Raw genomic sequence first — 20810 nt, 5'->3', positions numbered from 1 at the left:
ATAGTTTTTTGTAAATTCCGCATATTCAATCATTGCATCTCTAATCATCCCTCCGTAAAATTTGCGCCAATTTTTAGGGCTATTGTCTATTCGCGCAGTGGTTGTTAATACATTGTTGCCGCCAAGCAGTTCCCTTCCAGTTGTTTATTCTGCGTTCAGGATCCGTCATTGGAAAAAAAACTCGGTCTTACCGCGCTAACCGCTTTGGTGCTCAGCTCGATGCTGGGCGCCGGCGTGTTCAGTCTGCCGCAAAACATGGCGCAGGTCGCCAGCCCCGCCGCGCTGCTGCTGGGCTGGGGGATCACCGGCGTCGGCATTCTGTTTTTGGCCTTCGCCATGCTGCTGCTTACGCGTTTGCGTCCGGATCTGGACGGCGGCATCTTCACCTACGCCAAGGAAGGGTTCGGCGAGCTGGTGGGCTTCTGCTCCGCCTGGGGTTACTGGCTGTGCGCCGTGATCGCCAACGTCTCGTATCTGGTGATCGTGTTCGCGGCGCTGAGTATCTTCACCGATCGCGGCGGCAGCGTCATTCTCGGTGACGGCAATACCTGGCAGGCGCTGATCGCCGAATCCGCCCTGCTGTGGATCGTGCATGCGCTGGTGCTGCGCGGCGTGCAAACCGCGGCCAGCATCAATCTGGCGGCCACCCTGGCCAAGCTGCTGCCGCTGGGGATGTTCGCCGTTCTGGCGGCGATCGCCTTTAAAATGGACGTGTTCACGCTGGATTTCAAAGGCATCGCCCTCGGCAAGCCGGTGTGGGAACAGGTCAAGGACACCATGCTGATCACCCTGTGGGTGTTTATCGGCGTGGAAGGCGCCGTGGTGGTTTCCGCCCGCGCCCGCAATAAGAAAGACGTGGGCCGCGCCACCATGCTGGCGGTGCTGTCGGCGCTGGCGGTGTATCTGATGGTCACGTTGCTGTCGCTGGGCGTGGTGCCGCGCAGCGAACTGGCCGAAATGCGCAACCCGTCGATGGCGGTGCTGATGGTGGAACTGATCGGCCCGTGGGGAGACGTGCTTATCGCCGCCGGCCTGATCATTTCCGTGTGCGGCGCCTACCTGAGCTGGACCATCATGGCGGCCGAAGTGCCGCTGCTGGCCGCGCAGCACGGCGCGTTTCCGCGCGTGTTCGGCAAGCAGAACCGCCATCACGCCCCGTCCTCTTCGCTGTGGCTGACCAACATTGCAGTGCAGCTGGCGCTGGTGCTGATCTGGCTGACCGGCAGCAACTACAACTCGCTGTTGACCATCGCTTCAGAAATGATCCTGGTGCCTTACTTCCTGGTCGGCGCGTTTCTGTTCAAGGTGGCTTACCGCCGCCGCGACAAGCGCCTGATCTTCGCCGCGACCGGCGCCTGCGTCTATGGCCTGTGGCTGCTGTACGCGTCCGGGCTGATGCACCTGCTGATGTCGGTGCTGCTGTATGCGCCAGGGCTGTTGGTGTTCATGTATGCCCGCCGCGGCCACCGGGATATCAATCTACTGAATCGCCTGGAAAAGAGCAGCATCTTCTTGCTGCTGGTGGCCACGCTGCCTGCCGGCTGGTTTATGTTGCACTAACATCGTCTGCCAATGCGGCTGCCCTGCAGCCGCATTTCGTTTCGCCGCTTCCCTCTTTTTTACCTCTCTCCCCGTTGTTGATCGGTCAATTGCCATGCTTGCGATCTTAAATGCAATTAATTATCATTATCATTTATAGCATCACCGGCAGGACACAGGTGAGGCCCCCGATGGCAAACATCAGGAGGTCTTGTTAAGACAGGCTGAAAATGGAAGGCATTTCATGGCTGAAAAACTGCTGCACGCACTCCCCCTGTTTGCCGCCTGGGAAGCGCTGATCGCCGAAGGCAACACGGCGTTCAATCAGCAACGCGATCGCCTGGCAATGACGCACTATCAACAGGCGCTGGAAGTCGCTCAGGCGATCCTCGCCGAGAAACCCTGGTTAAATGCGGACTATACCGCCAGATTTGAAGCGCTGAATATTTTCGAGTCAGCCCTTGCCGCGCTGATCGTCACGTTCAACAACATGACCCATCTGCGCCTGCGGCAAAAGCCCCTGCGCGGCGTTGAGCCGCACGTGCATCAGGCCCGGCTCGCCATCGAGCAGGTGATGGACGATACCTCGCTGTGCGAACAGATGCAGCAGGTCGCCGAACGGCACCTGCTGCGTTTCCGAATAGAGACGCTGCAGGTGCTGCGCGAACACCGGCTGCCGGAAACCAGCGTCTGCGCACCCACGGTAAACCATTCCGCCACCGTGCATTAACAACGACACCACGACCTGAGGGGTAATCTGCCAATGAATGAATTGAATGACGACATGAAGAAAATGCTGGCCAAACAGCTGCCTGTACAGGCAACCAGCAGCCCGAACGGCGTGCCCGATATCGGCCCCAAACGTTCTCTGCGCCTCTATGATGACCGTACGCTGATTTACAACGAAAATACCGGTGGCCAGACGCTGCAAAATATCAGGGAGGGATCGAAAATGGCCGTCGTGGTCATCGACCGCGAGGCGCTGGACGGTTACCGCTTCGTCGGCACCCCGGAACTGTTCCTGGCGGGCAAGCCGTTTGACGACGCGTTGGCATTTGCAGAAAAAAATGGAATGAAGCCGCCGAAATACGCGGTGCTCATTCATATAGACAGTATTTATACCCTGCGCTCCGGCCCCAATGCCGGGACCCGGCTTTAAAGGCAGGCCGCTACGCAGCGCGGAATTTCACGTTCATGGTTAGGCCATCGCGGTCAGTCAATTGCCTAACCATGAACGGGCGGCCGGTCGATGCAACCGGTCAGCTTTTAGGGGGAATGGTGACGGTCATACGCTCACCCACCAGGGCAATCGCGATGCCTTCCGCGCACTCTTTCTGAATGGCCGCCAGCTGTTGAGTCTCCAGCGCATAGGGAAGCTGAATATCAAACACCGTCAGGCCCTGCTGCTGCGCCAGGTCAATCAGGCGCACGATATTGGTTTCATCGCTGACCTGCGTTGACACCACCTGCAGCGCCAGCTCTTTCAACTGCTCTTTGCGCGTTTGTGACGTGGTCACGCGCGATTTCAACACCATGCCGAAGATCGGCATCACACCATAAATAGCATCAACAAAGCGCCAGTGCTTCCTGCACGATGCGGACAGAAAATCCATGTAGTCGAAACAGATTTTCTCACTGCGCGCGATGGATGCAAGGTGATTGCTGTTCATCCCCTCATTCCTCTCATGGCCAGTGTTAACCCGTGGTCTTTCAAGCCGCCGCCGGGCGACAACCTGAAATGCATTGGGGATCTTACATCCAGAAATGGATAATCATGCGAAGCTTTAACGACTTTCCGCCGTATAATGGCATAATTCCCCTATTGTTTGCCAGTCTGTCCAGGAGCTTTAATCAATGGAACACCCCAACTCTGCCCCGGTGCTGATTACCGGCGGCGCGCGGCGCATCGGGCTGGCGCTCGCCAAAGCGTTTCTCGAGCGCGGCGTTCCCGTCATCATCGCCTATCGCAGCGAATATCCGGCGATGGCCGAGTTGAAAACCTTGGGCGCCTGCTGCATTCAGGGCGACTTTTCCACGCACGAAGGCATCTACCTTTTCGCCGACCGGGTGCGGCAGGTGGCGCCTAAACTGCGCGCGGTGATCCACAACGCCAGCGCCTGGCAGGCCGAGTCGCCGGAGGTGCCGCCGGAGCAGGTAATGGCGGCGATGCTGCAGATTCACGTCTATACGCCCTATTTGCTCAATCAGCTGCTCGAATCCTGCCTGACCGGCCAGGGCCAGGCCGGTGCCGACATCATCCATCTGACCGACTACGTGGTGGAAAAAGGCAGCGACAAACACATCGCCTATGCCGCCAGCAAGGCCGCGCTGGACAATATGACCCGTTCATTTGCCCGCAAGCTGGCGCCGGAGGTCAAGGTCAACGCCATCGCGCCAGCGCTGATCATCTTCAATGCGGGCGACGATGAAGCCTATCGCCAGCAGGCGTTGGCGAAGTCGCTGATGAAGGTCGCGCCGGGCGAGAGCGAAGTGGTCAACCTGGTGAACTACCTGCTGGAGAGTCGCTACGTGACCGGCCGCACCCACGGCGTCGACGGCGGGCGGCCGCTACGCTGATGCAAAGATCCGCATGGCGCATCCTCGCGGGCCGCGCTATGCTGAAATCCGCTTTTCTTATTAAAACACGGGCATATGCATAAAATTGTTTTTGTGGAAGACGATCCTGAAGTCGGCAAACTGATCGCCGCCTATCTGGGCAAACACGACATCGAGGTGCTGATCGAGCCGCGCGGCGACAGCGCGCAGGCGCGCATCGAGCGCGAGCAACCCGATTTGGTGCTGCTGGACATCATGCTGCCCGGCAAAGACGGCATGACGCTGTGCCGCGATCTGCGCCCCACCTTCCCCGGCCCGATCGTGCTGCTCACCTCGCTCGACAGCGACATGAACCATATCCTGTCACTGGAGATGGGCGCCAACGACTATATCCTGAAAACCACGCCGCCGGCGGTGTTGCTGGCGCGCCTGCGTTTGCACCTGCGCCAACACAGCCAGCAGCCGAAAGAAGAGTCGGTTCAGCCGCTCACCCAGCACAACGCGCTGCATTTCGGGCTGTTGTGCATCGATCCGGTCAACCGGCAGGTCACACTGGGCGAAGAAACCGTCACCCTGTCCACCTCGGATTTCGATTTGCTGTGGGAACTGGCGACCCACGCCGGGCAGATCATGGATCGCGAGGCGCTGCTGCAAAACCTTCGCGGCGTGAGCTATGACGGTATGGACCGCAGCATCGACGTGGCGATCTCCCGCCTGCGCCGCAAGCTGTACGACAATGCGCTGGAACCGTTCCGTATCAAGACCGTGCGCAATAAAGGTTATCTGTTCGCCCCTAACGCCTGGGCATCGGTGCAACAATGAGAAAACTTTTCGTCCAGTTCTTCCTGTTGCTGTTCGTCTGTTTTCTGGTGATGGCGATGCTGGTCGGCCTGGTGTACAAAGTGACCGCCGAGCGCGCCGGCCGCCAGTCGATGGACGATCTGATGAAAAGTTCGCTGTATCTGATGCGCAGCGAGCTGCGCGAAATCCCGCTGAAGGACTGGAACAAGACCATCGCTACGCTGGATCTCAACCTGTCGTTCAAGCTGCATATCGAGCCGCTCGGCAAACAGGCGCTGAGCGAGGATCTGAAAAAACGGCTGCGGCTGGGGGAAATCATCGCCCTCGACGATCAGTACACCTTTATGCAGCGCATTCCGCGCAGCCACTACGTGTTGGTGGTCGGCCCCATTCCTTATCTGTTCTATCTGCATCAGATGCGCCTGCTGGATCTGGTGTTGCTGGTGTTTATCGGCATGTCGCTGGCGCTGCCGGTGTTTCTGTGGATGCGGCCGCACTGGCAAGACCTGCTCAAGCTGGAAAACGCCGCCCAGCGGCTCGGCGCCGGGCATCTGGATGAACGTACCCACTTCGATCCCACCTCCAGCCTGAGCCGGCTCGGCGTGGCGTTCAACCAGATGGCCGACAACGTCAACACCCTGATTGCCAGCAAGAAACAGCTGATCGACGGCATCGCCCACGAGCTGCGCACGCCGCTGGTGCGCCTGCGTTACCGGCTCGAAATGAGCGATAACCTGTCCGAAAGCGAACAGCAGGCGCTGAACCGCGATATCGGCCAGCTGGAGTCGCTGATCGACGAGCTGCTGACCTATGCCCGTCTGGACCGTCCGCAGGTTGCGTTAAACATTGAACCCATCGATCTGCCAAAGTGGCTCGAGGACAAGGTCGATGATATCCGTCTTATTCATCAGGAACGCGACATCCAGCTCGATATCCCGCACGTCGGCGACTTCGGCGGCGTCGATCTGCGCCTGATGGAGCGCGTGCTCGACAACCTGGTCAACAACGCGCTGCGCTATTCCGAACAGCGTCTGCGCGTGGGGCTGTGGTTTGACGGCGACCTCGCCTGCTTGCAGGTCGAGGATGACGGGCCGGGCATCCCGCCGGAAGAGCGCGAACGGGTGTTTGAACCTTTCGTCCGTCTCGACCCCAGCCGCGATCGCGCTACCGGCGGCTGCGGGTTGGGGCTGGCCATCGTCCATTCCATCGCCGTCGCCTACCAGGGACAGGTGTTCGTCGAAGGCAGTTCGCTCGGCGGCGCCAGCTTCCGTTTCTGCTGGCCGGTGAAGCCGACATTCAGTTTAAAAGCCGATCTGGCGTAATACCGCCGGACCTTCTCATTGGAGCCGAATAATAATGACATCTGCACATTCCAACACGTCTGCTTACGATCACCTGCGCGCCCTGTTCAGCCGGCTGTCGCGTTTCGGCCACCTGTCCGCCATCGCCGGTTGGGACATGCAAACCATGATGCCGCCTGGCGGCAGCAAGGCGCGCTCCGAAGCGCTGGCCGAGCTGAGCGTGCTGCAGCACCAAATTTTAACGGCACAAAGCACCGGCGAGCTGTTGGATCGCGCACAGCAAGAGACGCTGGACGAACTCGATCGCGCCAACCTGCGCGAAATGCGCCGCCAATATGAAGACGCCGTGCTGCTGCCGGCGTCGCTGGTCGAAGCCAAGTCGCTCGCCGGCGCGCGTTGCGAACACGCCTGGCGCGCCCAGCGCCCGGCCAACGATTGGGACGGTTTCGTCGAGAATCTGCGCGAGGTGGTCAAACTCAGTCGGGAAGAGGCGCAGATCCGCGCACAGGCAGCCGGCACCAGCCGTTACGACGCCCTGCTCAACCTGTATGAACCGGGCATGCGCAGCAGCGATCTCGACCGTATCTTCGGCGATCTGAAAACCTGGCTGCCGGATCTGCTGCAGCGCGTGGTGGCCAAACAGGCCAATGAGCCTTGCCAGACGCCGCAGGGCCCGTTCAATGTGGACACCCAGCGCCAGCTGAGCCTCAGCGTGATGAAACTGCTCGGTTTCAACTTCGACAACGGCCGCGTCGACGTCAGCGCCCACCCGTTCTGCGGCGGCGTGCCGGAAGATGTGCGCATCACCACCCGTTACAACGAGAAAGAGTTTCTGACCGCGCTGCTCGGCATCGTGCATGAAACCGGCCACGCCCGCTACGAGCAGAATCTGCCGCGCGATCTGCTCGGCCAGCCGGTCGCCCTGGCCCGTTCCACCGCTATCCATGAATCGCAGAGCCTGCTGTTCGAAATGCAGCTGGCGCGCGGCAACGAATTCCTGAAAATTTTGCGTCCGCTGGTTACCGCGCAATTTGGCGAACAGCCGGCGCTGGAAGAAGCCAACTTCATTCGCCTCAACCAGCGCGTTAAACCGGGCCTGATCCGCGTCGACGCCGACGAGGTGAGCTATCCTGCCCACGTCATCTTGCGCTACGAAATTGAAAAAGCGCTGATCGAAGGCGATATCGAAGTGGAAGACATTCCGGCACTGTGGAATGAGAAGATGCATGCTTACCTCGGCCTCGACACCATCGGCAACTACCGCAACGGCTGCATGCAGGATATTCACTGGACCGACGGCGCTTTCGGCTACTTCCCGACGTACACGCTCGGCGCGATGTACGCCGCGCAGCTGTTCCACAGCGTGCGTCAGGCCCTGCCTTCTCTCGGCGAGGACATCGCCGCCGGCAACCTGCAGCCGCTGTTCCACTGGTTGCAGCACAACATCTGGCGCCACGGCAGCCGTTTCCCGACCGAGACGCTGATCGCCAACGCAACCGGCGAAGCGCTCAACCCACGCTATTTCCGTCAGCATTTGGAAAACCGCTACCTGTAATCTCCGCTGGCGCGGCCCTGCCGCGCCCTTTTCTCGCCTGCAAGACCGGATAATGCTTCATAACGCACGTTCTGTGCCGACATCGCCTTGGCTACAGAGTGGCGGGTGGCCTCCCTCCATTTGTATGTTGTAACTAAAATAGCAAAAAACGCCGGCGTTCCGGCCTCTCATCCCAGCGCATGATGGGCGATCATCGCCGCCAGCTGCGGCCTCAACGGGGACGGCAGGTCATGCCCCATGCCCGGCATAATATGTAATCTGGCGTTGGCGACCGCGCGGGCGATCGCCACCCCGCCCGCCTTGCGCACCAGCCGATCGCGATCGCCGTGAATGACCAGCGTCGGCGCGGCAATGCGCCGGCTGTAGCGACGCAGATCGCCGCTGCCGAGCAACGCGGAAAGTTGCCGCTGCATGCCTTCCGGATCCACGCCCCGCTTTAACAGCCGATGCACCAACGCATCCAGCTCCGCCTCCTCCGGTGGGTAAAACCGGGTGCCGAGCGCGCGCAGGAAGGCTTTCATCCCCTCGCGGCGCTGCTGCAGCGTCAGATCGGCCGCAGGCCGGCGCACCAACAGCCACAGCAGCGAAGGTGCCGGCGGCGGCAACAGCGGCTGATTGGTGCTGGAGAACAAAATGCACAACGAGGCGACGCGCTGCGGATAGTCGGCGGCCAGCACCTGCGCGATCATGCCGCCCATCGAGGCGCCCAAGACGTGGGCCTGTGGGATACGCAGGTGATCGAGCAGATGCGTCGCGTCCGCCGCCATGTCCGCCAGGGTATAAGGCACCGGCGTTTGCCAACCGAGCTGGGCGCGCAGCATCAGCAGCCACAACGGCTGCGTGCGTTGCGCCTGCGTTTTGCCGGAAAGGCCAACGTCGCGGTTGTCATAACGGATCACCCGAAATCCCTTGGCCACCAGGGCACGGCAGAAATCGTCAGGCCACAGCAGCAGCTGTGCGCCGATGCCCATGATGAGCAGCAGCGGCGGGTGCGCCTCATCGCCCCAGTCCTCATAGGCCAGCGGCACCTCGCCCTGTTCAGTCACGCCACAGCGAATCGTTATCTCTTTCATTTTAAATCCCTTTTATCGCGCTTGGCGGTCATTATAGCAGCAATCCCGCTTGCCGCCGCCGCCCTGTACATTAGGTTACAAGCCGAAACCAATCACTCACGGAAAGCCGGGCGCCGTTTGCCTACTATCATCTCAACGGCCCCGCAGTGGGGTTGATACCCAAAAGTCATGTTGAGGATTCTGCGATGAAAAAAGTATTAGCTCTGGTTGTTGCCGCTGCAATGGGTCTGTCTTCCGTGGCTTTCGCTGCCGAGGCTGCCACCACCGCACCTGCGGCTACCGCAACCACCGCCACCGCTGCGCCGGCTAAAGCTCAGGTGAAACACCACGGCAAGAAAGCCCCGGTTCAGAAAGCTCAGGCGGCCAAAAAGCATCACAAAAAAGCCGGTAAGAAAGCCCCGGCTCAAAAAGCCCAGGCGGCTAAAAAGCACCACAAGAAAGCCAGCCACAAAAAAGCGTAATGACGTGAGGGTCCCCTCACCGCTTCAGGCTTGACGTGTACGACACCCGGTTCGCCGGGTGTTTTTTCATCGGGGGGTTCTCATTGATGCTGCGCCGCTACCTGTTCGAGATCGTTCTGACCGCCCTGATCCTTTGTGGACTGATCGCCGTCTTTTTTTATCTGTAGCCTGCCGCGTCGCCGGCGGGAAATTATTGAAAAATCAATTATTGCCCATCCACATGGCTGCTAAATCAGTCTATAGTTAGCATTCAGTGTGTTTATGGATGATCCGTATTTGTCAGGCAAGAGATCTATGCGCATATCCGTTTTACTGTTGCTGTGCTCACTCCCGCTCATCGCTGCTCAGGCGGCACGCGCCGACGGCCCGTCCAAGGCCGAGCAAACGCGTCTGTTTTTCGGCAAAGATGAACGAATCAAGGTCACGGATACCGCCGCCCAGCCGTGGCAGGCCATCGGCCAGGTCGAAACCGCCAGCGGTAATCTGTGCACCGCCACGCTGATCTCCCCGCACCTGGCGTTGACCGCCGGCCACTGCGTACTGGCACCGCCCGGACAACTGGATAAAGCCATCGCGCTACGCTTCGTGGCAGGCGATAAATCCTGGCAGTATCAAACCGGCAATATCGAGACCCTGGTCGACAGCAAACTGGGCAAAAAGCTGAAGCCGGACGGTGATGGCTGGATTGTGCCGCCCGCCGCCGCCGCCTATGACTTTGCGCTGATCCGTCTGAAAGACAAAAAGCCGCTGCCGATCGCACCGTTGCCGCTGTGGCAAGGCGACAGCAAGGCGCTGACCCAGGCCCTGAAACAGGCCAAACGGCTGATTACTCAGGCGGGTTACCCGGAAGATCATCTGGATGACCTTTACAGCCACCAAAACTGCAAGGTGACCGGCTGGGCCCAGCAAGGCGTACTGTCGCACCAATGTGATACCCTGCCCGGCGACAGCGGTTCACCGCTGCTGTTGAAAACCGCCGACGGCTGGCAGCTGATCGCCATCCAAAGTTCGGCGCCGGCGGCGAAAGATCGCTATCGCGCCGATAACCGCGCCCTGGCGGTACCCGGCATCCGCGAAGCGCTGGACGCCCTGGCCGCAGGCAAATAATCCTCTCTCAGCGGCGCATTATGCGCCGTTGTGCTTTTCAGCCCCCTTGCATATAGCGTCGCGGCGTGGTGCCGGTGAACTGACGGAAAAAGGCGATAAACGCGCTGTCGCTGGAAAACCCCAACCGCTGCGCCACCGCGCTGACCGACGGCAACGTCGCCAGCAGTTCGATCGCGCGCATCAACCGCCACTGCTGGCACCACTGCTGATAGCTCAGGCCGGTTTCCCGCACAAACAGCCGTGTCAACGTTTTGGCGTGCAGATTCAAGCGCTGCGCCAACGCCGCCAACCCCGGCAATTCGTCACTCTCCGGCAGCGTGGCCAGCCAGGCGGCAAGACGCCTATCCTGCGGCAGCCGCAGCTGGGTATTCTCGCGCTGCGCCTCGCTCAGCTCATTGATCAGCACCGCCAGCAAATCGCGCGCCTGGGGCTGCGCCAACGCAGAGTCCAGCGGCCAGTGCGCGATGCGCTCGACGATCGCCGCCAACAGCGGGTTCATCGCCAGCACCGCAGCCTGTGGCGGCATGGCGGCGGTCAGCACCGGATCGAAATACAGCGAGCGATACGCGACGCGGCCGCACAGCTGCACCCGATGCGCAATGCCGCCCGGTATCCAGACGCCGCGCGTCGGCGGCAGAATCAGCCACTGCAGCGCCAACGTGACCGTCATGCACCCCTGCGGCGCATACAGCAGCTGCGAGCGCTGATGCCAATGCAGCCCGGAGTCGTGCTCCGCCAGTTCGGCCGCAATGCCGAGCACCGGCGCCGGCAGCCGATCCGGGTCGAACGGGTGATGCTGTTGAATCAGCGCCATCAGATTGTCCTATATCCGTTGTTTTTTGTCCGAATGATTGTAATCGAACAAAGCGTCGCTCCCTATACTGGCCGCATTAACTTTTAGGGAGAATGTGCATCATGCAACGCTTATCTTTACCGCTGCTCGTCACCGCCATCATGACGCCGCAGATCCTGGAAACGCTGTACAGCCCGGCGCTTACCGCCATCCGCAGCGATTTCGGCATCAGCGCCGCGCAGGCCGGGCAGACGTTATCCATCTATTTCTTCGCCTTCGCCCTCGGCGTCGCCTTTTGGGGAGCCTTCTGCGATCGATTCGGCCGCCGTCCGGCGATGCTGGCCGGCCTGGCGCTCTATCTGGTCGGCGCCGGCATCGCGCTGCTGAGCGGCAGCTTCACGCTGTTGCTGGTCGCCCGTGCGCTGATCGCCTTCGGTGCCGCGGTCGGTTCCATCGTCACGCAAACCATGCTGCGTGACGTCTATCAAGGCCCGGCGCTGGGGCGCATGTTCGCGCTGGTCGGCATCGCGCTTTCCATCAGCCCGCTGCTGGGAATGTTTGCCGGCGGCGCGCTGGTCGCCTGGGGCGGCAGCGCGGCGATCTTCATCGCACAGGCGGCCTGGGCGCTGGCGCTGCTGCTGTGGAGCTACGGCACATTGCCGGAAACGCGGCAGCGGCAGACCGCAGCGGCCGCCGCACCGGGCATTGCCCTGACGACGATGCTGCGCGATCGGCATATCTGGTGTTCGGCACTGCTGGTCGCCAGCTTCAATATCATGGTGTTCAGCTACTTCAGCCTGGCGCCGTTCATGTTCGAAAGGCTTGGGTTGAGTAGCCAGCAGTTTGGCTACTCGGGCGTGATGCTGGCGCTGGGCAGCCTGGCGGGAGCGCTGTTGAACCGCCACCTGCTGGCGCGCGGCGTCAGCGCCAAGCGTCAGATCCTGCTGGGCGGGTTGCTGGCGGTGGCCAGCGGCGTGGCATTGTTCTGGTGGCAACACAGCCTGTGGATGCTGCTTCCCTGCGCGCTGGTGATGCTGGCGTTCGGGTTGGCTATCCCGAATGTGCTGAGCCAGGCGCTGACCCGCTACCGGGAGCAACTCGGCACTGCCGGCGCGTTATTCGGGCTGCTGTACTATCTGCTGATCGGCCTGGGGTTGACGATCGCGGCGCGCGGGCAGGATTTGGCCGCCACGCTGCTGCTGTGCGGTCTGTTGAGCCTGTGGTGTGCCGGCCGCTTGCCGGCCGGCACACCTGAGCTTAGCCCGAAAGCTGCTCGATAGTTTGCAAAATACGCTTGTCGGAGATCGGGTAAGGCGTGCCCAACTGCTGCGCGAACAGGCTGACGCGCAGCTCTTCGATCATCCAGCGCACCGCTTTTACCTCTTCCTCCTGCTGTCGCTTCGGCGGCAGCTTGTTCAGCCACTGCTGCCACGCCAGCTGCACCTGCTCCACCCGCAACATCTGCGCGCGATCGCGATGCGGATCGATAGCCAGTTTTTCCAACCGGCGTTCGATCGCCTGCAGGTAACGCAGCGTGTCCGGCAGGCGTTTCCAGCCGTTGCCGGTCACGAAACCGCGGTAGACCAACCCGCCGAGTTGGGTCTTGATGTCCGACAGCGCCAGCGCCAACGACATGTCCACCCGGCCTTTCAGCCGTTTGTTGATGTTGAAGACCGCCGTCAGGATCTGCTCAACCTGCTTGGCCACCTCGACGACCGTGTCGTTCAGCTCGGCGCGGATCTGTTCCTGCAGGCGGGCAAAGCCTTCCTCTTGCCAGACCGGGCCGCCGTGTTCGGCGATCAGCTTGTCGATGCCACATGAAATGCAGTCGTCGATCAACTCCAGCACCTTGCCGTACGGGTTGAAATAGAGCCCCAGCTTGGCCTTGTTCGGCAGCTTTTCATGCAGGTATTTGATCGGCGAAGGAATATTCAGCAACAGCAGGCGGCGCGTACCCTGCCACATCGCCTGTTGCTGCTCGCTTTCGCTGTCGAACAGGCGGATCGCCACGCTGTCCTTTTCATCCACCAGTGCCGGGTATGCCTTCATCGAATAGCCGCCGCGCTTCTGCTCGTAAAACGCCGGCAGTTGGCCAAAGCTCCAGACATGCAGATTGCTCTGCTCCAGCCCGTCGTCGGCCACCGCCGACAGCGTCTCCTGCACCTTCTCTTTCAGCTGCAGGCGCAACGCGGCCAGGTCTTTGCCTTCGCGCAGCGTCTGGTTTTTCTCGCCCACCACGCGGAAGGTCATCTTCAGGTGATCGGGCACCTGATCCCACTGCCAATCATCACGTGACACGGTCACGCCGGTCATGCGTCGCAGCTCGCGCTCCAGCGCGTCCAGCAGCGGCAATTCCAGCGCAGTGACGCGGCCAAGGAACGCCTCGGCGTAGTTCGGTGCCGGCACGAAGTTGCGGCGCACCGGCTTCGGCAGCGATTTGATCAGCGCAATCACCAGCTCGCGGCGGATGCCGGGGATCTGCCATTCAAAGCCCTGCTCCTCCACCTGGTTGAGGATCGGCAACGGAATGTGCACCGTCACGCCGTCGGCGTCGGTGCCCGGTTCGAACTGGTAGCTCAGCCGCAGCTTGAGGTTGCCCTGATGCCAGAAATTCGGGTAGTCGAGCGCGCTGATTTTGTTGGCGCCGTCCTTGATCAGCATCTCTTTTTCGAAGTTCAGCAGGTCCGGCTGCTGTTTGGCCGCGCTCTTCCACCAGCTGTCGAAATGACGGCCGGAAACCACGTCGTTGGGGATGCGGCGATCGTAGAAGCCGAACAGCGTTTCGTCGTCCACCAAAATGTCGCGGCGGCGCGATTTATGCTCCAGCTCTTCCACTTCGGCGCGCAGCTTTTGGTTTTCGCGGAAGAAGGCGTGGCGCGTCTGCCAGTCGCCCTCCACCAGCGCATGGCGGATAAACAGCTCGCGGCACAGCAGCGGATCGATGGCGCCGTAATTGACCTGGCGCGCCGCGACGATCGGCAGACCGAACAGCGTGACCTTTTCACTGGCCATCACCGCCCCCTGCGATTTCGACCAGTGCGGCTCGCTGTAGCTGTGTTTCACCAGGTGCTGAGCCAGCGGCTCAATCCATTCCGGTTCAATGCGCGCGGCGATGCGCCCCCACAGGCGGCTGGTTTCCACCAGTTCGGCCACCATGGTCCACTTCGGCGGCTTCTTGAACAGGCCGGAGCCGGGGAAGATCGAGAAACGGGCGTTGCGCGCGCCGGTAAATTCCTGCTTGTCCGCATCCTTCTGGCCAATGTGCGACAGCAAGCCGGTCAGCAACGCGGTGTGCACGCTGCGGTAGTCGGAAGGCGTGCTGTTGATCGGCAGCCCCAGCTCTTTCACCACCTGGCGCAGCTGGGTATAGATATCCTGCCACTCGCGCACCCGCAGGTAGTTGAGGAAATCGTTGCGGCACAGGCGGCGGAACTGGCTGGAAGAGTTCGCTTTTTGCTGCTCCTGCAGATAATCCCACAGGTTGACGAACGCCAGGAAATCCGAGTCCTTGTCGGCAAAGCGGCGGTGTTTTTCATCCGAGGCCTGCTGCTTGTCCATCGGGCGCTCACGCGGATCCTGAATCGACAGCGCGGCGGTGATGATCATTACCTCGCGTACGCTGCCGCTCTTCTGCGCCTCCAGCACCATGCGCGCCAAACGCGGGTCGATAGGCAACTGCGCCAGCTGGCGGCCCTGCGGCGTCAGCTGATAGTGGCCGTTATCGGCGGTGGCGATCGCCCCCAGCTCTTCCAGCAGGCGCACGCCATCCTGAATATTACGCTTGTCCGGCGCCTCGACGAACGGAAACGCGGCGATGTCGCCCAGCCCCAGCGAGGTCATCTGCAGAATGACCGACGCCAGGTTGGTGCGCAGAATTTCCGGATCGGTAAACGCCGGCCGCGAGAGGAAATCCTGCTCGGAGTACAGACGGATGCACACCCCTTCCGATACGCGACCGCAGCGCCCTTTACGCTGGTTGGCGGAGGCCTGCGACACCGGTTCGATCGGCAAGCGCTGCACCTTGGTGCGGAAACTGTAACGGCTGATGCGCGCGGTGCCCGGATCGATGACGTACTTGATGCCCGGCACCGTCAGCGAGGTTTCCGCCACGTTGGTGGCCAGCACGATGCGCCGGCCGTGGTGCGACTGGAATACCCGGTTCTGCTCGCTGTTCGACAGGCGCGCATACAGCGGCAGCACCTCGGTATGCGGCAGATTGAGGCGGTTCAGGGCGTCGGCGGTATCGCGGATCTCGCGCTCGCCGCTCATGAAGATCAGAATGTCGCCCGGCCCTTCGCGCCCAAGCTCGTCCACCGCATCGAAAATCGCCTGCAGCTGATCGCGATCGGTATCGTCGCCGTCGTCGACCACCGGGCGGTAGCGTACCTCCACCGGGTAGGTGCGGCCGGAAACCTCGATGATCGGCGCATTGTTGAAATGGCGCGAGAAGCGCTGCGGATCGATGGTCGCCGAGGTAATGATCACCTTCAGATCCGGGCGCTTCGGCAACAGTTCGCGCAGGTAGCCGAGAATAAAGTCGATATTGAGGCTGCGCTCGTGCGCTTCATCGATGATCAGCGTGTCGTACTGCATCAGCAGGCGGTCCTGCTGAATTTCCGCCAGCAAGATACCGTCGGTCATCAGCTTGACCAGGGTATTTTCCCCCACCTGATCGTTGAAGCGCACCTTGTAGCCGACGCTGCCGCCGAGCGGGGTTTCCAGCTCGTCGGCGATGCGGTTGGCAACGGTGCGCGCCGCCAGGCGGCGCGGCTGGGTATGGCCGATCAGCCCTTTCACCCCGCGTCCCAGTTCCAGACAGATCTTCGGCAGCTGGGTGGTTTTCCCCGAGCCGGTTTCCCCGGCGACGATCACCACCTGGTGATCGCGAATGGCGTTTAAAATGTCCTGCTTTTTTTGGCTGACCGGCAGGCTTTCCGGATAGGTAATGCGCGGGCAAGACGCGGCGCGCGCCTGCACTTTTTGCCGCGCCGCCGCGATGTCGCTTTCTACTTCGGCGGCAACCGCCAGCTGGGCATCGGGATTTTTGATTTTTCGTGCGCCCTGCAGGCGACGACGCAGGCGTTGTTGATCGCGGAGCATCAGCTCACCCAGTTGGGCCGGCAGTGCCTCGAGCGGAGATTTCACGTTCGGTGTTCCTTGTTTCTTCGCCGCCAAGGCCAGGCTTAGCAACGGTTTGGTGTTTTTTTAGCGATTTTTTTACTTTAGCCGCACAGCCTATCACAAACGGCTTTCTCCCCCTACTTCCGCGAGTAAAGCGTCGCCATGTCATTCAATAAAATCGAACGAAGATCTCGAAATATTGCGCTATCACTGTTGGGGGAATGTGAATAGCATGTACTTCATGCAAGGGACGCTGAGTCCTGATGTCACTGTCACAACGTAAGGAATTATCGATGAGCAAAGTATTGGTTCTGAAATCAAGCATCCTGGCGACCTACTCTCAGTCTAACCAACTGGCCGATTTCTTCGTAGAGCAATGGAGCAACGCCCACAGCGGCGACACCATCACCGTACGCGATCTGGCCGCGCAGCCAATCCCGGTGCTGGATGGTGAACTGGTCGGCGCGCTGCGTCCTTCCGATGCTCCGTTGACCCCGCGTCAACAAGAAGCGCTGGCCTTGTCGGACGAGCTGATCGCCGAGCTGCAGGCCAATGACGTCATCGTGATTGCCGCGCCGATGTACAACTTTAACATCCCGACCCAGCTGAAAAACTATTTCGATCTGGTTGCCCGCGCCGGCGTAACCTTCCGCTACACCGAAAACGGTCCGGAAGGCCTGGTGAAAAACAAACGCGCCGTGATCCTGACCAGCCGCGGCGGCATCCACAAAGGCACTCCAACCGACCTGGTAGAGCCTTACCTGCGTCTGTTCCTGGGCTTCATCGGCATCACCGACGTGGAGTTCGTCTTCGCGGAAGGCATCGCCTACGGCCCGGAAGTGGCGACCAAAGCCCAGGAAGACGCCAAGGCGGCCCTGTCTCAGGTGGTTGCTGCCTAAGACCCTGCGCAGGGGCACCACGCCCCTGCCGGACAAGACACACGTCCTGTCAAACCTGCACTACCCTCATAATAATCATCTATCCGTATCTCTTGGCGCGCCAGACGGCGCGCTTTTTTTTATTTCTGCAGCCACTGGCCGTTGATGCCGCGCACATACTCACCGCTCTGCGCCCGCGTCACCAGCTTCTGCCCGGCCATGCGCGCCACTTCGTCGACGGCGATGTGGTTGCCGTCCGCCACTTCCTGATACTTCTCGGCGCGGCCGGCGTTGATGCGCTTCACCAACGCCAGCGTTTCCGCGTCCTGCTTCACCGGCGCGATATAGCCGCTCAGGGTTTCGCCTACTCGCCCTTGCTGCTTCGCCTCATCCAGCGTCAGTGCCATTACCACGCCGCTGAACAACCAGGCAGCGCCGGCCAGCCACAAATAACGTTTTTTCATGTCGGCTCCTAGAACAGACCGCTTTGGGTTTTCAGCAGGTTTTCGACGTCCTTATCCACCTTGATATGAATTTCATGCTCGATCTTGACGTTCATATTGATGGTGATCGGATCCTTCGGCGTCGCCACCTCGATGCGCGGCACGCAGCCGCTCAGCAGCGAAACGCACAGCACCGCTGCCAGCGTCGGCACACTCATGATTTTCATTGTTGTTCCCCAGGTTGTGAGAGGGCCTGCTCCAGCCACTCCTGTAAATTGTCGCCGAAGCGCAAACTGCGCCACAGCTGAAACACATTTTCCTGATGGCGATAGTTCAGGATCACCTCGCGCTTGGCGCTCTTCTGCGGGTTGATGCCGTCGATGCGCGCGCTCAGCGTCAGCTCGCCCAGGTTATCGAGATCGACCCGGGCGTGCGAACGGTTGATTTCCATATAGCGCAGCCAGTCGATCGCCGCGCCGGTCGCCAGGTTGTTGCTGCCGATGGCGTCGGCCATGTCTTTGTCCAGCCGCAGCGTCAGCGTGCCGGCGTTGGCGATCCAGCCGTTCTGCACCAGCCATTTCGGGTGGTTCAGGAACAGCGGCAGCTCGCCGTCGACGCGGCCGGACATGGCGAACTGCTTCGGTTTCAGGGCGGTGAACAGCGCGCTGAGATCGACCTTGTCCAGCTTCAGCACCGCGGCGTCATGCTGCGGCAACCGCAGCGCCGATAGGCTGATATGCCCGTTGAGCATGTCCACGCCGACGTTGCTCAACGTCAGCGGCTGCCTTTCGCTGTAGGGATAAGTGCCCTGCAGATCGGCGGAAATGTTCTGCATCTCGAACAGGTTGGTGAAGGACTTGATGCGCAGCGATACCGGCTGTTTGGCACCCAGCAGCCACTGATGCTGCTTGAACCGGTACGACAGGATGAAATCCAGACCGCTCATTTCGCCGTCCTTTAGCCACATGCCGCCGTTTTTCACCACCCAGTGGCCGCCGGCTTCGAAGCCCTGCTCGCGGGCGGCGGAAAACGCCGACTGCGCATAAAACTCGCCGTCGCGCAGCGTGAGATTGAGATCCGGCGCGAGCAGCGGCTGGAAGACCTTCAGCGACTGTTTCGGCCACCAGCCTTCGCCCCGCAGGCGTTCGCCGTCCCAGCGGCCGCGCAGCGCGATCGGCCCGATCTGCTGCGCCTGCAGTTTGCCCTGCAGCTGGAAACTGTCCGGCGAACGGCCGTTCAGCTGCAGCGCCAGCACCGGCGCCGGCAGATGGCCGCCGTCGCTGAAGCTGACCTTATCCGCCGCCAGCTGCAGCTCGCCGTTGAACTGCGGGTTTTGTTCATCGCGCCGCCAGCGCAGCGGTTGGTTGAGGCTCAGGCGCGGCGCGGCGACCGTCACCAGACCGTACTTTAATTTGTCGAAGCCGGTGGAGAGTTTGTCGAGCACCAGCTCGCTGTCCTGCCAGCGGCCGCTGCCGGCAACGTCCCAGGCGGCCTGCAGCGGCGGCAACCGGCCGTTGCCCCAGTAGCGCCACTGCCAGTCACCCTTGTCCGGCCAGAAATCCTGCGCCTGGCCGTCCAGGTGCAGCTTGATGCGCCCCCAATAACTGTCGCTGGCGCTCAAAATCGCCTGCAGGCGGCCGGTGATACCGGCGGCGGTCACCTTCACGCCCGCCAGCGGTAAACGCGCTTCCTCCAGCGTCATTTCCGGCGTCACCTTGCCCCACAGGCGCAGGAGCGACCCCGGCTGCAGCACCAGCGTCGGATTAAGAATGCTGCCGCCAATCACGCCCGGAATCGACGCGGTGGTGGAGAAATCGGCCAGATTGGCCTGGCCGGTCAGCTGGAAGCGCAGATCGCTGTCGGTCAACCCTACCTTGCCCGGCCCGAGGGTGAGCACCGCATTGCCCTTGCCGTTGTGGCCGGCGGTGATCACGTTCAGCCGCGCGCTGATCTCCGTTTCATCCCACCCTTTGCTCCAGTCATGCAGCGCGATATTCAGGCCGCCGATCAACGGCTGCCCGCTGTACGGCCAACGCCACTCGCCCTGCTTGATGCTGAGCCGCTGCGGCGCGACTTCCCACGGCAACACCGCCAGCGGGCGATCGTCGCCTTTTTCGCTCACCGTCAACACGCCCTGCTGCTGTTGCCAGCGCATGTCCAGCAACACCGGCTTTTCCAGATAGGCGGTCTGCATTTCCCCCTGCAACGCCCCCTGCGTCGGCAGGCTGGCCAAATCCAGCGGAATGGTTATCTTGCCGGCGAGGTGTAGCGGTTGCGCGCTGTTGGGCGGGACAATGGTCAGACTTTGCAACGTCAGCTGCTGTTTTTCATCCAGCTGCGCCTCGGCGCTGAGATTCGGCCCCTGATAATGCAGGCGTTGCCCGTCAGGGCCGGAGGAAAGCTGCAGCTTGCCGGCATAGCGCTGCCAGGGAATGAGCGTCAGGTCATTAAGGGTGAGATCCAGCGACGGCAGCTCCCGCTGCAGCTGATCGAGCGCCAGCGGCGCGCTGTTGGCGTCGCCGCCCGGGAGTTTTGACAAACAGGCGCTGTCGACGCTGACCTTATCGCTCGACAGCTGCCAGCGGCCCTGGTGATAAGCCAGCCGCGTCGGCCCGACATTGGCCAGCAGGCAATCTTGCGCGGTGAAACGCGCCCCCGCCAACGCCAGGCCGCCCTGGCGCCAGTGCAAATTGCCCTGCAATTCCAGCCGGCTCCCCGCCGGTAACCAATGCGATAGCACTCCCGGCAGCCAGCGCGGCAGGGTTTGCCACAACGCCAACACCAGAATTGCACAGCCCGCCACCGTCCCTATGAATACTTTCAATCGCTTGGTCATTAAATGATTGCTTGTTCCTGAGTTAGGCATTCGTTAAGTCTATGCCTGAATTGACAATAATGATGGCACGAATTTGACATAGGGTGAAGCTGAGTGCGGTTCCAGAAGCGATTTGCACCTTTTTGGCACAAACGTGTGCGGGGTTGTAGATTTTCGTTACATATACATCACATAAATAGGACGGTTTTCAGACTTTTGTTATTGTCGTTACCGTTGATGATTAATAGTCTTGCAACCATTCTAATAAAAGTTTAGCTGCTAGCTAACTGTGTACTAGAGAAGCCATTCCCCACACCCCCGTGGGGATTTTTTTGCCGCCTGCCGCCACCGTCGCCTTCCCTCCACC

18 protein-coding genes are annotated in these 20810 nt (G+C 61.0%); 11 read left to right on the top strand and 7 right to left on the bottom strand.

Annotated features, from left to right (window positions below):
* Window positions 1–168 precede the first annotated feature (168 nt).
* The 3 genes from WCL58_RS02565 (at window position 169) to WCL58_RS02555 (ending at window position 2698) form a co-directional block, all read left to right on the top strand.
* Window positions 169–1560, top strand: coding sequence for an amino acid permease (locus tag WCL58_RS02565; RefSeq protein WP_047730635.1), 1392 nt, complete (start codon window positions 169–171; stop codon window positions 1558–1560).
* Between the two features lie 223 nt (window positions 1561–1783).
* Window positions 1784–2269 carry a hypothetical protein gene (locus WCL58_RS02560; RefSeq protein WP_060439851.1) on the top strand — a complete coding sequence of 162 codons (486 nt, stop codon included), beginning with the start codon at window positions 1784–1786 and terminating at the stop codon, window positions 2267–2269.
* 33 nt (window positions 2270–2302) lie between these two features.
* Window positions 2303–2698, top strand: coding sequence for a pyridoxamine 5'-phosphate oxidase family protein (locus WCL58_RS02555; protein ID WP_060418640.1), 396 nt, complete (start codon window positions 2303–2305; stop codon window positions 2696–2698).
* A gap of 100 nt (window positions 2699–2798) precedes the next feature.
* Here the strand turns inward: WCL58_RS02555 and WCL58_RS02550 are convergent, their stop codons facing one another.
* Window positions 2799–3209: a hypothetical protein gene (locus WCL58_RS02550; protein WP_038880297.1), complete on the bottom strand. Its 411-nt coding sequence runs from the start codon at window positions 3207–3209 to the stop codon at window positions 2799–2801.
* Window positions 3210–3393: 184 nt separating this feature from the next.
* Here WCL58_RS02550 and folM point away from each other — a divergent pair, with 184 nt between their 5' ends.
* The 4 genes from folM to WCL58_RS02530 all read left to right on the top strand — a co-directional run bounded on the left by folM (window position 3394) and on the right by WCL58_RS02530 (window position 7752).
* Window positions 3394–4116 carry a dihydromonapterin reductase gene (gene folM / locus WCL58_RS02545; protein ID WP_060418637.1) on the top strand — a complete coding sequence of 241 codons (723 nt, stop codon included), beginning with the start codon at window positions 3394–3396 and terminating at the stop codon, window positions 4114–4116.
* Between the two features lie 75 nt (window positions 4117–4191).
* On the top strand, window positions 4192–4917 hold the full coding sequence (rstA, locus tag WCL58_RS02540) for a two-component system response regulator RstA (protein WP_049198289.1): 726 nt from the start codon (window positions 4192–4194) through the stop codon (window positions 4915–4917).
* Complete coding sequence (gene rstB, locus WCL58_RS02535) at window positions 4914–6218, top strand: two-component system sensor histidine kinase RstB (protein ID WP_049198288.1); 1305 nt, start codon at window positions 4914–4916, stop codon at window positions 6216–6218. The genes rstA and rstB overlap by 4 nt, the downstream gene beginning before the upstream one ends.
* Window positions 6219–6252: 34 nt before the next feature.
* On the top strand, window positions 6253–7752 hold the full coding sequence (locus WCL58_RS02530) for a carboxypeptidase M32 (RefSeq protein WP_060418634.1): 1500 nt from the start codon (window positions 6253–6255) through the stop codon (window positions 7750–7752).
* A gap of 167 nt (window positions 7753–7919) precedes the next feature.
* Here the strand turns inward: WCL58_RS02530 and WCL58_RS02525 are convergent, their stop codons facing one another.
* Window positions 7920–8825: an alpha/beta fold hydrolase gene (locus WCL58_RS02525; protein ID WP_336850412.1), complete on the bottom strand. Its 906-nt coding sequence runs from the start codon at window positions 8823–8825 to the stop codon at window positions 7920–7922.
* A gap of 185 nt (window positions 8826–9010) precedes the next feature.
* On the opposite strand from WCL58_RS02525, the gene asr reads away from it, so the two are divergent.
* Together asr and WCL58_RS02515 are read left to right on the top strand one after the other, a co-directional pair.
* Window positions 9011–9286 carry an acid resistance repetitive basic protein Asr gene (gene asr / locus WCL58_RS02520; RefSeq protein WP_025302975.1) on the top strand — a complete coding sequence of 92 codons (276 nt, stop codon included), beginning with the start codon at window positions 9011–9013 and terminating at the stop codon, window positions 9284–9286.
* Window positions 9287–9580: 294 nt separating this feature from the next.
* The gene (locus tag WCL58_RS02515) at window positions 9581–10393 is read left to right on the top strand and encodes a trypsin-like serine peptidase (RefSeq protein ID WP_049198285.1); all 813 of its coding nucleotides are present in this window, start codon (window positions 9581–9583) and stop codon (window positions 10391–10393) included.
* 37 nt (window positions 10394–10430) lie between these two features.
* On the opposite strand, the gene WCL58_RS02510 is transcribed toward WCL58_RS02515, so the two are convergent.
* A complete protein-coding gene (locus tag WCL58_RS02510) occupies window positions 10431–11207 on the bottom strand; it encodes a helix-turn-helix domain-containing protein (protein WP_197813892.1) in 777 nt (258 codons plus the stop codon).
* 101 nt (window positions 11208–11308) lie between these two features.
* Between WCL58_RS02510 and WCL58_RS02505 the strand changes: the two genes are divergently transcribed.
* Complete coding sequence (locus tag WCL58_RS02505) at window positions 11309–12466, top strand: MFS transporter (RefSeq protein ID WP_336850410.1); 1158 nt, start codon at window positions 11309–11311, stop codon at window positions 12464–12466.
* Here WCL58_RS02505 and hrpA read toward each other — a convergent pair.
* Window positions 12444–16331, bottom strand: coding sequence for an ATP-dependent RNA helicase HrpA (hrpA, locus tag WCL58_RS02500; RefSeq protein WP_336850408.1), 3888 nt, complete (start codon window positions 16329–16331; stop codon window positions 12444–12446). The genes WCL58_RS02505 and hrpA overlap by 23 nt on opposite strands.
* A gap of 269 nt (window positions 16332–16600) precedes the next feature.
* Here hrpA and azoR point away from each other — a divergent pair, with 269 nt between their 5' ends.
* Window positions 16601–17206, top strand: coding sequence for an FMN-dependent NADH-azoreductase (gene azoR, locus WCL58_RS02495; RefSeq protein WP_019452650.1), 606 nt, complete (start codon window positions 16601–16603; stop codon window positions 17204–17206).
* 119 nt (window positions 17207–17325) lie between these two features.
* Here azoR and WCL58_RS02490 read toward each other — a convergent pair whose 3' ends face one another.
* Genes WCL58_RS02490 through WCL58_RS02480 form a run of 3 tightly spaced genes read right to left on the bottom strand, consistent with a single transcriptional unit; the run spans window position 17326 to window position 20464 of the window.
* Entirely contained in the window at window positions 17326–17649 is a 324-nt protein-coding gene (locus WCL58_RS02490) for a YdbL family protein (RefSeq protein ID WP_060418625.1), read from the bottom strand.
* A gap of 8 nt (window positions 17650–17657) precedes the next feature.
* Window positions 17658–17855 carry a YnbE family lipoprotein gene (locus WCL58_RS02485; protein ID WP_100395721.1) on the bottom strand — a complete coding sequence of 66 codons (198 nt, stop codon included), beginning with the start codon at window positions 17853–17855 and terminating at the stop codon, window positions 17658–17660.
* Window positions 17852–20464 carry a YdbH family protein gene (locus WCL58_RS02480; protein ID WP_336850407.1) on the bottom strand — a complete coding sequence of 871 codons (2613 nt, stop codon included), beginning with the start codon at window positions 20462–20464 and terminating at the stop codon, window positions 17852–17854. Before WCL58_RS02480 ends, WCL58_RS02485 begins: the two co-directional genes overlap by 4 nt.
* Window positions 20465–20810: the final 346 nt, after the last annotated feature.

This window comes from Serratia sp. TMDUHS_CL, from assembly GCF_037137105.1.
GTDB lineage: Bacteria > Pseudomonadota > Gammaproteobacteria > Enterobacterales > Enterobacteriaceae > Serratia > Serratia nevei.
The sequence above is the reverse complement of the archived record's forward strand: the minus strand, read 5'-3'. Positions and strand labels throughout refer to the sequence as shown.